Consider the following 11,956-nt stretch of genomic DNA (forward strand, 5'->3'; position numbering starts at 1 on the left):
TTGGGGGCCGTATGGACGGAATAGGGTCAATCCTCTAAGGGTAACCTGACTTGAAATTTCAAATTTCTCCGGTTCACAGGCACTATCCTAATCTTCAAAAAGTTCACTCTGTAGAAACAACCTCAAATTACTTCAGTTATGGCAACCAATCGCGTAAAGGCAATTCATGAGCATGGTCAGAGTATCTGGCTGGATTTCATCGAGCGTAAATTCATTCGGTCAGGCGAATTACAAAAACTGATCGATGAAGATGGCGTTCGGGGTATTACTTCCAATCCAGCTATTTTCGAAAAAGCGATCAGTGGCAGTACTGAATACGACGAGCAATTGAAAGACCTGGTCAGCCAGTCTGACGAGGATGTATTTTATAATTTGGCAATCACCGACATCCAAGATGCCGCTGATTTATTCGAAAAGGTCTACAACGAAGAAGTAGAAGGAGCCGATGGCTATGTAAGTCTGGAAGTATCTCCTGAACTGGCCCGCGATACGCAGGGAACAATTGATCAGGCCCTGGATTTGTGGGAGCGAGTAGATCGTAAAAACGTAATGATCAAAATCCCGGGTACGGCGGAAGGTTTGCCCGCGATTCGTAAGGCCATCAGCGAAGGTCTGAACATCAATGTAACCTTGCTGTTTAGCCTGGATCGCTACGAAGCCGTAACGGATGCATACCTTTCGGGTCTGGAAGATCGTCTGGCCGCTGGTCAGCCCATCAATCGGATTTCTTCCGTAGCCAGTTTCTTCCTGAGCCGTATCGACGTGGCCGTGGATCCCTTGCTGGAAAAAGCCGGTAACACGGACCTGAAAGCGAAGGTAGCCGTTGCCTCAGCAAAGAAAGCGTACGAAATCTACAAGCGAGTATTCAGCAGCGAACGTTTCAAAAAGCTGGAAGCGGAAGGTGCCAAACCCCAACGTTTACTGTGGGCCAGTACGAGTAGCAAAGATCCCGCCATTGCGGATACGTACTACGTAGAAGCACTCATCGGTCCGGATACGGTAGATACCGTTCCGATGGAAACGCTGGTAGCGTTCCGTGATCACGGGAATGCTGCTAATCGTCTGGAAGAAGGGATGGATGAGGCCACCCAAACGCTGGAGACACTTAAAGAATTAGGCATTAACCTGGATGAGGTAACGACGAAACTCGAAGAAGAAGGGATCGAGAAATTCATCCAGCCTTACCAAAAACTGCTGAAAGCCATTCACGAAAAAACGGCAGGTCTTTAATCTTTTTAGCGGACGTTACGTCTAGCTACTTGTATTCTTCGGTTCGGCGGTTGGGGTCTACGGGCTTCAACCGCCCCACCTTCAAATAAACCATCCTATCCCTAATGAGTGCTCAACAGTACACCATAGGAATGATCGGCCTGGGAACCATGGGCCGAAACCTCCTGCTGAATATGGCCGATCACGACGTAGCCGTAGCTGGGTACGATACGGACGCCTCCAAAGCTGAATTACTCGAAACGGAAGGGCAGGGCAAACGCGTAAAGGGTTTTGTCTCTTTACCCGATTTCATTGAAAGCCTGACTAGTCCCCGTACCATCATCATGCTGGTACCGGCGGGTAAAGTAGTAGATAGCGTCATTGCCAATCTGGAACCCCTGTTAAATCAGGGCGATATTCTGATTGATTCTGGAAACTCACACTTTACGGACACCAATCGCCGCGTAGCCGAACTGCAAAGCAAAGGCATCCACTTCTTCGGAATGGGGATTTCGGGCGGTGAAGCGGGAGCTCGTCGCGGACCGAGTATGATGCCCGGCGGTGATAAGCACGCCTACGAAGTAATGAAACCCGTCTTCGAAGCCATCGCGGCGAAAGTAGATGGCGATCCCTGTGTAACCTACATCGGCCCCGGAGCTTCAGGGCACTTTGTGAAAATGGTACACAATGGCATTGAATACGGTCTGATGCAATTGATTGCCGAGACGTATTCTTTGTTGAAAAATGGTCTGAAAATGGACAATGCCGCCATTGGTGATGTATTTGACCAGTGGGACCAGGGCCGTTTGCAATCTTTCCTGATTAACATCACCAAAGATATTTTCCGCTACCGTGAACCCGGAGCCGACCACGAGTTACTCGACGACATCAAAGATGAAGCGAAAGCCAAAGGTACGGGCAAGTGGACCTCACAAGCAGCCATGGATCTGGAAACGCCCATTCCAACGATTGATATTGCCGTTTCGCAACGGGATTTGTCCAAGTACAAAAAGCTTCGCGAACAGGCCGCTGAATTATACAGTGGCGAAGGTCGGGGAATTGATGCCGTAAAACAGGAATACTTAACGGCTCTGGAAGAAGCGTTCTTCGCCAGCATGATTATCACGTATGCCCAAGGCATGCACATGCTATTGAAGGCTTCGCGGGAATATGGCTACGAACTCCAGCTCACCGAAATCGCTAAAATCTGGCGGGGTGGCTGTATCATTCGTTCGAAGTTCCTCAATAGTATTTACCAGGCTTACGAGAAGAATCCTCAACTCGAGCACCTGTTGCTGGATGAAGGAGTAAAAACGCAGTTGACTGCGGCCTTGCCGGGCCTGCGTACGGTGGTGACGAGTGCCGTTCAATCGGGTATTGCGGCTCCGGCGTATGCTACCTCTCTGAGTTACTTCGATGCCTTCCGTACGGGTCGTTCCGCTCTGAACCTGATCCAGGCTCAGCGGGATTATTTCGGAGCCCACTTGTACGAAATTATTGGTAAAGAAGGCGTTTTCCATACCGAATGGGTACCCAAAGAAGAAGTTGATTTAGAGTAAGACCGCTTAGCGGCTTCCTTACCTGAAGAAACAGGGACTTGTTACTAATCAACTTCAACAACATTCCCCATGAATTCAACAACAACGCCAACTATATTTATCATTTTCGGCGGTACGGGCGATTTGAATTCCCGTAAACTGGCACCCGCCTTATATAATTTGTTTCTGGACGGCTACCTGCCCGAAAAATTTGCCATCATTGGCACGGGACGTACGGAGCTGACGGACGAGGTTTTTGCAGAACGTTTACTCGAAGGAATCAACTCGTTTTCTCGTCGCGGGAAGGCAGAATCCGACAAATGGGAAACGTTTGCCAAGCACGTTGCCTACCAACCTTCGGATTTGAAAGATGCGGAAACCTACAAAGAGTTTGGTAACCGTATCGATCAATACACGCAGGAGTGGGGTGAGAAGGCCAACGTCGTGTATTACCTGGCGGTTTCCCCTAATTTCTTCCCAATTATTGCCGAAAATATTTCTAAAGCTGGACTGGCTTCGGATACCGAACGCGTACGAATCGTGATCGAAAAACCGATCGGCCACGACCTGGAATCGGCCAAGAAGCTGAACTCACTGCTGGCTCATATCTTCGACGAACGCCAGATTTACCGCATTGACCACTACCTGGGCAAAGAAACGGTACAGAATATCATGGCGTTCCGTTTTGCCAATGCTATTCTGGAACCTCTGTGGAATCGCAACTACATTGAACATGTGCAGATTTCGGTAACCGAACAACTGGGCATGGGCGAACGCGGCGACTACTACGACGGAGCCGGTGCCCTGCGAGATATGATTCAGAACCACCTGCTGCAATTACTGTGTCTGGTGGCGATGGAACCCCCCGTTAGCTTCAGTGCCGACGAAGTACGCAATCGCAAGGTGGACGTCCTCAAAGCCATGCGTCGTTTTACGGCCGAAGATGTACGGCTGTCGGCCGTACGCGGTCAGTATGGTAGTGGCTGGATGGAAGGCAAACAGGTACCTGGCTACCGCGAAGAGGCCAAAGTAGACCCACAATCCAACACGGAAACTTTTGCAGCCGTGAAGTTTTTCGTGGACAACTGGCGTTGGCAGGGCGTGCCCTTCTACGTACGGACGGGTAAGCGGATGCACCAGTCGGCTTCGGTAATCTCCATTCAGTTCCGGGAGGTTCCTCACGATATTTTCCCTTCCGGTACGAAAGACAGTCTGCCCCAAAATCGTCTGATTATCAGTATTCAGCCCGAAATGAGCATTCGCCTGCAAGTACAGGCGAAACGTCCGGGACTGGATATGATTCTCAACACGGTCGATATGGTTTTCGATTACAAAGGCACGTATACCAATCAGGCTCCCGAAGCATACGAGACGCTATTACTGGATACGATGCTGGGCGATCAGACCCTGTTCATGCGGGGTGATCAGGTCGAAGCAGCCTGGGATTTACTCATGCCTGTACTGGATACCTGGGCGGCGAAACCCAGTCTGAGCTTCCCCAACTACGCCGCAGATTCCTGGGGACCGGAGTCGGCCGAGGCCCTGATTGCCCGCGATGGCTTCCACTGGTTTTCATTACCGCTAAAGAGTAATGTGAAGCACTAGGCATTCCAATAAAAAGGGGGGCGGATTGCTGCCTCCCTTTGCTCACTTGATTATGAAACGATTATGAAAATTACAATTGCGGATACTGTCGATGAAACGCTGCGAAATCTAGCGGTATTTTTTGTAGAAACGGCCCAGCGGAATATCCAGGAAAAAGGCCGCTTTTCAGTAGCTCTGTCGGGGGGAAGTTCGCCCAAGAAGTTGTATGAGTTACTAGTAGCCCATCACGCCCATGATCTGGACTGGAAAAAAGTACATTTCTTTTTCGGTGATGAGCGGTACGTACCCCATACGGATCCGGACAGTAACTACCTGATGGCGAAGCAAACGCTGTTTGATCCGCTTTTTATTAATCCTCTGCAAGTATATGCGGTCGATACCAGCCTGGAACCCAAGCAGGCGGCTGAAGCGTATACGGAGACCATTCTAAAGTTCTTTAATGGTGAGAAGCTAAGCTTTGATCTCATCCTGCTCGGATTGGGAGATAATTCGCATACGGCTTCCCTGTTTCCTTACACCAGCATTCTGGCGGATGATTCACAATCCGTGAAAGAAGTATTTCTCAATGATCAGGGCGTGTACCGCATCTCGTTTACGGCTCCCCTGATTAATCAGGCAGATCGTACGGCTTTTCTGGTTTATGGAGCTGGAAAGGCGGAGGCGGTTCGCCACGTAATTGAAGATCCAATCGATATTGAGCAATTCCCTGCTCAACTTATTATACCCGTTAATGGCTATCTGGACTGGTTTCTGGATCGGGCGGCGGCGGCGGAGTTGTCGATGCATTACTAAGAAAGCCTGGCGGAGCTTTCTCCGGTTTTCTGCTAGCGTTCGGCCCCTTGGGTCGAACGTTTTTTGTTAAATCCAGCCTTCGCGGACGGCTTTGGCGACCAATTCAGCTGAGCTGCGTACCTCTGCCTTACCCAACATATTCTTCCGGTGCCGATCTACCGTTTCCTTGGTAATGCACAGTAAGTCAGCGATTTGTTTGCTGGCGTACCCGGATACGATGGCTCGTAGTACTTCTTTTTCCCGGTGACTCAAGATTTCTTTCCGAGTGATAAATACATGCTCAATCGGCATGTTCAAATACGAAGGCTCCCCATCGATTCCCACGAAAGAAAGCACCGAAGAGCCCGTTGCTTTCAAATGTGAAATGTCAGTATGTACACCAAGCGTACGTACATTTTCACCATACTGAATGACTACAATTTGTTGTAAAATTCGGGCATACTGACCGTTTTTTTTCCGTAAGCGGTAATCGTAACTCACTTTGTACTTGTAGACTTTTTCCGGTGCAATCTGATTAAAGAACTCCACCACACTGTTCTCGTGATTCAAAAAGACAGAAACATCATCGGGGTGCAGGTGATCAAGGACGTAGGGCAGGGTAAATTCCTCGGATGAACAACCGAGTACTTCATTAACGGAATCACTGGTGTACTCAATTTGACCCGTACGACAATTGAAAAGGTAGTAGTAATAAGGGCCTAAATGGAATAAGTCCAGAATGGATTTGAAGTTTTCAATGGAGTCCATGACCTCCAGGCGGTCGGTCGGTACATTCCGATTGATACGATCCCAGATTTTCCGGGCTTCGTGGTACGTTGGCGTTTGCATAGGGTGTAGGTGTTAGCTGAGAAGGCTAAGTAAATATATTAATATCAGTGGATTAACTATTACTTATTGCTTAAGCTCTGGCCCCTTACCAGCCTTTCTTGCAAATTGTTTTAGAGAAAACGGTTCTTTTTAAGAAGTTCTTCTCAAGAAGAATTACGTACTTTTTGAGTGGAAGTAATCAGATAACTGACGGCTAAGCATAAAATTAAATTTTTGAAAAATTTATGCTTAGGTTGGGTTAGGTAGGCTTAGCCGAGCCAGGAGAAGATAGTAAGAATGGATTGTCTAGAGCGGGCACAGTTTTATTTAGCCTATAGCCTTCTATCTCTGCGGAGAATTGCCCATTTAAGCCATGAAAAATAAAGCGTTCCTCTGGATTCTGTTGCTAGCCTTAGTTGGACTGGCTGGTTGGTTTTTCTATCAACGGTACGCAGAAAAAAATGCAAATCCCGTGTCGGGTCTTAAACCCCGGGTGGGGGTAAGTATTGCCGAAATTCATTCCATTACGGATTCGAAAATGGATGTAAACCTGAAAGTGCTAATCGACAATCCACTTCCGCTTGGACTCAGCATTCAGGATTTTGCCTATACGGTACGCGTAGATGGTGTAAAAATCGCGGAAAGTGACTATGCCAAGCCCATTGAGCTTAAAGCTCAGGATAGTAGTGTCGTAACCGTCCCCACACAAATTAAGCTGGATGCGTTTTCATCCATCGCCAAAAAAGGAGAAGCCCGCGGGCAGGATAGTGCAACCTATCAAATTGCTGCACTATTTCATCTGGCTAAACCCTTCCTAGGTAAGGATACATTGCGGCTGGAAGCCGAGAAACGGTTGCCCTTATTTCACCTCCCGGAAATTCAGTTGGTGGGTTATGATGTGGAAAAATTTCGTTTGAAAAACACGGATCTTGATCTTCAGATTCGATTCATCAATAAAAATGACTTTGACATTAGCTTCAAAGACATGACTTATTCCGTTGATCTCGGTAAGGAAGGCAACACGATTCGGGGGCAATCGTCGGGGGTTACTATAGTACCCGCCCGAAGTAACAAAGTATATACGATTCCGGTACAACTGACGGTAGGAAAGATGTTGAAAGCCAGCGTGCAAATGTTGTTCAAAGGTAAGGATTTTCCGTATGCCCTGCACCTGGACTGTAAAATGGCATCCACTAACGATATGTTAAAGAATAGCCAAATGAAAACCGTTATACGTGGCAATCTGGAAGATATCGAAGGCCTTAAAAAGACGGTTGAAGTAAAACCAAAGAAAGATTAACCTTTCATGACCCACACGTTTGAAGCAAAAGAACGACTTAGCCCGAGGGAATGACGAACGGGGGCAAACCATTGCTGATCGCTGGATTGAACCTTTTTATGACTTAGTGATCGGTACCGTCATTGGTCAACTGGCCGATGTATTTACGGGAGCCGTCTACGCGAAGGAGTACCTGCATTTTTGCAGTCTCTTCATTCCGGCCTGGTGGCTATGGACGGGTTTTTCGTTGTACTTTGATCGGTTTGATCGAAATGCCCGCTTCCAGCAGGCTCTGCTTTTACTGAGTCTGATTCCTATCATTTTACTTTCCGTGAAGGCTCCCGATACGCTAGAGGGAGACGTGGCGGGATTTACCTGGTTTTACGCGGCAGCCCGTATCCTCTTGCTGGGGTTGTACGTATATACCATTTGGGTAGATGAAGAGGCCCGAAAGCCCGCCCGTTACTTGCTGATAGGCTATAGTTTGGGTCTGGTTTTCTGGATTGTCGGGGGGACTACCCAAAATCACGTCTGGCAGGTGATCAGTATAGCTATTGAATTGGCCACGCCCTGGTTAGCCCGGAAATCGCTGGAGAAGATTGCCCCTACCGAACAACATTTCCCCCAACGACTGGGCATGTTTACGCTCATCGTAGTCGAGCAGAATGTGATGGGGTTATCCACTTCACTAAGCGAGGGACTTTGGCATCCGTACCGACTCATTGCGGCGGGCTGCGGATTAGTACTGGTGATTTTGCTCTGGTGGTGGTATTTCTTCCATCAGGAAGAATTTCTTAATGGTCGTCTTAAAGGCAATGGGTTACGGTATTCTTTCGGGCATCTGCCGCTCTATTTGGGTACGGGTACGATGGCGATCGGGGTGACGGCCGCTATTGATGATAACGATACATCCTGGTGGATGCTGGTTTGGGGAATGACGCTGTATCTGGCCGCTATGAGCTGGATGAGCCTGAAAAAGATAAACGCCGCTCGTCGCCGTCCGTATGTATGGCTGACCGGGATTACGGTGGCCATCATGTGGAGTACAGCCTACCTGATTCAGCTGGGTTGGGAAACGTTGGTAGCAATAACCGGGATTTATGGTCTGTATTTGTTGTTAGCGTATCGTATCATTAAAGATCAGGGCGAACCAGTACCCGATGATCTGAGTGATACGGAAGATGATTCGAAGCAGCCCTTGCAAATTGGGTAAACAGACAGCGTTTAACAAAAAAGCCGGTGATTAGAGCCGGCTTTTTGTCAAAGAAATAAGATCAAATTTTTAGCCATGCCGAGAAAATCAACCGCTATTCCTGTAACTCCAATGGCCCATGAATTAGGTTGTGAGAGGTTACTGAACGATTCACGGTCAAAAATGCGACGTATTGTGCTTCGCCAGCGGCGGGAAAAGGGGGATCGCTAGCCATGATCGGCGGCGGAGCTCTGGCGGATGTCCTGGAGAAAAATAATGGCGATTACAAGGCTGCCTTTGATGCTTATAATCAAGGATTACGGTTGTTTATAGAAGAAGTGTAGGCCGAGGCTAAAGAGAATGTAACCAAGTATTGGGTCACTAGAACGCAGGAGGCAATCCGGGAAAGAAAGGAGGGAGGGTTGTTAGAACGAAGCACCCGAATGGCAAGAATGAAAGAGTGTTTCAACGAGTAGTTGCAGCACAAGTATCATTCTTAGCCCTTCCTGCTACTGACTGAACAATTAAAATAAAAGTAGTTTCGCCATTATCCACCTACTAGTACTACTGAACGGCAAGGGCTGAATAAAAAGGCTTCTTCGCAGCATCAATGAAGTGAATCTGCTCACTGACTTACCAAAGCCTAATCAACTACGTCAATGTTAGCTTCAATGATGTCCTGCTTTTCCATCTTTTTGATTTGGCGACGAGGTATGTATCGGTTATAAATTTTCATTTTAAACGCAACAGTACAATATTATATCCAGTTTTAATTTTGAAACAGTTTCAAAAATTCAGGATAAATATCATCAATTTTTTTATCAGGATTTTCAGAACGAACTTTCAATAATTTTTCAGTGAATTCCTGCATCTTAGGAAAACCTCTTTCTTTCATCAAAAGAATAACATTTTCTTTCGCTGAAAGAAAATCTTTAGTATCGTAATTGTCTTTGCAATACAATACAAAAACACCAAAGGTCATGTATTCATCAAAGACTTTTATAGGATTCGGATACGCCGAAATACCTTCTATGCCTTCATTTGTCCACGCTTTCCGGTCTTTAAAATACTGATTGATCGTTTCCTGGTTTGCGATCGTTGGTTTCTTAACATAATTGTGATCAATTTCGGTAAACATTACTCTGGTGTTAAACAATTCATTTTCACGTTCCGAAAGTTTTTCCAACTTATCGAGCGGCGGCAAAACCATATAAATGAGCTTGAAATTGTTGTTTACAAAATCACCCGTATAATTCAAGCTGTTGATTAGCGGTGAGCAAAAAATGGCGTAACTGTTCTGTACTGTTTTAAAATTTTTTTCCAACCACTTCCATTGTTTACCAAGATTTGCATTTTTTTCATAATTGGAAACAATCTCTGCGTAATAGGGCTTGTGGCTCTTATAAAATTCTCTGAACTTCGATTTCCTGGCGAAGTCTTCAATTGACGTTTTGTAAGTAGTGATCGGGTTTTCGGTGATTTTACTCTTTGAAACAGCAGTCGCCGGGAAATCGAAAATTTTGTTTTTAACTAATTTATTTCCTTTAAAATCGTAGGAAATGCCGTTGCCGGTAAGAAAAATATAATTGTAAGCCGAAGCGACCATAAGGGAATCAAAGGTTTTGATGATCGGTTCATTTTTATAAGGCTTAAAATGAGCAATAACATCTTGATAGTATTTTCCTTTCTGTTCAATCATATCGTCATTTTCTATACCTGATGGGGTAATGGCAATCATGATATGAACCAGCTCCTTTACTTCATTAATTTCGATTTTATATTTTCCCTGATTTTCTTTTTTAAACTTTTCTGTAAAATCAACTTTGTATTGTGCTTTTGAAAAAATAGAAGTTAATAGCAATACTGTTAATAAGAAGATTTTTTTCATTATTTTAATGAAATTTATTGTTTTCTTAAGTATGAAAGTCTTTGCCAAGATAGCGAAGGATGCAGTAAGAAGCATAGCTAACGAATGAAAACCGAAGAAAAACTGTTCAGTTTAATAGGCATAGTGTAAGACCTTTTGATCCTGCTAATTTACAAAAAACACTCGCAAAAACAATGGAATTACATCAAATGAACATGGCTTGATAGTGTTGATATTTTTGTTTTGAGCAATGAAATCTAATACTATTTTTATATTAACGGTGGGTCCGTTTAGAGGGCATTCAACTTGAAAATGAAGCGATCAATAGATCATTAGTCAATGCGGGTTACGCACATAAACATTTTGTCTGTATAGAACATTTTAAAAAATAACTTGAAGAAATCTGCCCATTCTCGCAGTTGGTTCGCTTAGGTAGAGAAGCTTCTTGAGAACGGTCGGCCTTTATAAGGTCGTTGCACATCCTCTCAATAATCAGTTCATTTGCCTTTTCCTACCGATACGCTATAGCTCGGCACTCCAGTGTAAGCACGTAAATGTGTACTTTTTCCGAGAGCGAATTGAGTAGCAATGATTTATACGAAGCTGTAATCCAAAAAATGAAAGTAATTCTAATGTATTGGATCCTTTCGTTGGCCGCCCTGCAGTCCTATGCACAGGCAAGAAAGGAGATTTTTTTTGCCGATGTAACGATATATGTTGAGAAAGGCAAGTATTACCTAACGGGTTCACAAGCAGGCGGTAGGGGGCCGCAGGGGTTTGCTTTTTTGGAGTCAAAGGACCTGAAAACATGGGCGGTGCCAGCAATGGCAACCGATTCGCTGGGTATGATCCTGACCAAAGGCGACCACACGTTCGGCACGAAAGGCTTTTGGGCACCCCAAATATTCAGCGAGAAGGGCACGTATTATCTGACTTATACCGCTGATGAACAAACCGTATTGGCCCAGTCAAAATCGTTATTGGGTCCTTACCGACAAAAAGAAGTGAGGCCGATCGATGGCTCTGAGAAAAATATCGATTCCTATATTTTCAAGGATACCGATGGGAAATACTACCTCTACAGTGTACGCTTTGATAAAGGCAATTATCTGTATGTCGCCGAGTTTGACCTGAAAACCGGAACCATAAAGGCCGAAACCCTGAAACGATGTTTTAACCAGACCGAGCCCTGGGAGGCAACGCCTAATTATCAATCAGCACCCATCATGGAAGGACCTACGGTGATAAAATTGAGCAATAAATATTACCTGTTTTATTCAGCTAACCATTTTCAGAATATCGACTATGCGATTGGCTATGCGGTGGCCGATTCGCCTTACGGGCCTTGGATAAAGTATAAAAACAACCCGATCATTCATCGTTCGATCGTTGGCGAAAATGGCTCCGGCCATGGTGACCTGTTTGAAGGAATCGACAAGCAATTATATTACGTGTACCACATTCACAACTCATCCGAGAAAGTGGGCCCCCGCCGGACGCGGATCGTACCCGTCGTCAAACAATGGGATAAAAAAGCTGGTATTTACCAGTTTAGCGTAAAAGGAGATGCAGTCATTGTCCCAGTAATGGCCGAAAAATAAGGTGTGTTGTTGAGGAGCTGGAAGCTACATACGCTAGTGGAAAGCTCTTATACCGATTCTATTTAT

9 protein-coding genes are annotated in these 11,956 nt (G+C 45.7%); 7 read left to right on the forward strand and 2 right to left on the reverse strand.

Translation table 11 applies throughout. The annotated features are described in order from the left end of the window. Nucleotides 1–138: 138 nt before the first annotated feature. From tal to pgl, 4 genes are all read left to right on the forward strand, one after another. On the forward strand, nucleotides 139–1,230 hold the full coding sequence (tal, locus tag C5O19_RS20530; RefSeq protein WP_104715260.1) for a transaldolase: 1,092 nt from the start codon (nucleotides 139–141) through the stop codon (nucleotides 1,228–1,230). Nucleotides 1,231–1,334: 104 nt separating this feature from the next. Then, on the forward strand, nucleotides 1,335–2,768 hold the full coding sequence (gene gndA / locus C5O19_RS20535) for an NADP-dependent phosphogluconate dehydrogenase (protein ID WP_104715261.1): 1,434 nt from the start codon (nucleotides 1,335–1,337) through the stop codon (nucleotides 2,766–2,768). Nucleotides 2,769–2,837: 69 nt separating this feature from the next. After that, a complete protein-coding gene (zwf, locus tag C5O19_RS20540) occupies nucleotides 2,838–4,352 on the forward strand; it encodes a glucose-6-phosphate dehydrogenase (RefSeq protein ID WP_094815858.1) in 1,515 nt (504 codons plus the stop codon). A gap of 63 nt (nucleotides 4,353–4,415) precedes the next feature. Next, nucleotides 4,416–5,144 carry a 6-phosphogluconolactonase gene (gene pgl / locus C5O19_RS20545; protein WP_104715262.1) on the forward strand — a complete coding sequence of 243 codons (729 nt, stop codon included), beginning with the start codon at nucleotides 4,416–4,418 and terminating at the stop codon, nucleotides 5,142–5,144. A 66-nt stretch (nucleotides 5,145–5,210) separates the two neighbouring features. On the opposite strand, the gene C5O19_RS20550 is transcribed toward pgl, so the two are convergent. After that, nucleotides 5,211–5,972 (reverse strand): LuxR C-terminal-related transcriptional regulator, encoded by a 762-nt coding sequence (locus C5O19_RS20550; protein ID WP_104715263.1) that lies wholly within the window; start codon nucleotides 5,970–5,972, stop codon nucleotides 5,211–5,213. Nucleotides 5,973–6,324: 352 nt separating this feature from the next. On the opposite strand from C5O19_RS20550, the gene C5O19_RS20555 reads away from it, so the two are divergent. Together C5O19_RS20555 and C5O19_RS20560 are read left to right on the forward strand one after the other, a co-directional pair. After that, a complete protein-coding gene (locus C5O19_RS20555; protein ID WP_104715264.1) occupies nucleotides 6,325–7,251 on the forward strand; it encodes an NDR1/HIN1-like protein in 927 nt (308 codons plus the stop codon). Between the two features lie 19 nt (nucleotides 7,252–7,270). Further along, nucleotides 7,271–8,443: a low temperature requirement protein A gene (locus C5O19_RS20560; RefSeq protein ID WP_104715265.1), complete on the forward strand. Its 1,173-nt coding sequence runs from the start codon at nucleotides 7,271–7,273 to the stop codon at nucleotides 8,441–8,443. 748 nt (nucleotides 8,444–9,191) lie between these two features. On the opposite strand, the gene C5O19_RS20565 is transcribed toward C5O19_RS20560, so the two are convergent. Beyond that, nucleotides 9,192–10,310: a DUF4932 domain-containing protein gene (locus C5O19_RS20565; protein WP_165796081.1), complete on the reverse strand. Its 1,119-nt coding sequence runs from the start codon at nucleotides 10,308–10,310 to the stop codon at nucleotides 9,192–9,194. Between the two features lie 611 nt (nucleotides 10,311–10,921). Between C5O19_RS20565 and C5O19_RS20570 the strand changes: the two genes are divergently transcribed. Then, complete coding sequence (locus C5O19_RS20570) at nucleotides 10,922–11,890, forward strand: glycoside hydrolase family 43 protein (RefSeq protein ID WP_243406473.1); 969 nt, start codon at nucleotides 10,922–10,924, stop codon at nucleotides 11,888–11,890. Nucleotides 11,891–11,956 lie beyond the last annotated feature (66 nt).

Origin of the sequence: Siphonobacter curvatus, assembly GCF_002943425.1 — a bacterium.
Lineage (GTDB): Bacteria > Bacteroidota > Bacteroidia > Cytophagales > Spirosomataceae > Siphonobacter > Siphonobacter curvatus.

Excerpts from the sequence above, each read along its gene's own strand:
- tal (WP_104715260.1), top strand. The coding sequence starts at position 139 with ATGGCAACCAATCGCGTAAAGGCAATTCATGAGCATGGTCAGAGTATC.
- gndA (WP_104715261.1), top strand. The coding sequence starts at position 1,335 with ATGAGTGCTCAACAGTACACCATAGGAATGATCGGCCTGGGAACCATG.
- zwf (WP_094815858.1), top strand. The coding sequence starts at position 2,838 with ATGAATTCAACAACAACGCCAACTATATTTATCATTTTCGGCGGTACG.
- pgl (WP_104715262.1), top strand. The coding sequence starts at position 4,416 with ATGAAAATTACAATTGCGGATACTGTCGATGAAACGCTGCGAAATCTA.
- C5O19_RS20550 (WP_104715263.1), bottom strand. The coding sequence starts at position 5,972 with ATGCAAACGCCAACGTACCACGAAGCCCGGAAAATCTGGGATCGTATC.
- C5O19_RS20555 (WP_104715264.1), top strand. The coding sequence starts at position 6,325 with ATGAAAAATAAAGCGTTCCTCTGGATTCTGTTGCTAGCCTTAGTTGGA.
- C5O19_RS20565 (WP_165796081.1), bottom strand. The coding sequence starts at position 10,310 with ATGAAAAAAATCTTCTTATTAACAGTATTGCTATTAACTTCTATTTTT.
- C5O19_RS20570 (WP_243406473.1), top strand. The coding sequence starts at position 10,922 with ATGTATTGGATCCTTTCGTTGGCCGCCCTGCAGTCCTATGCACAGGCA.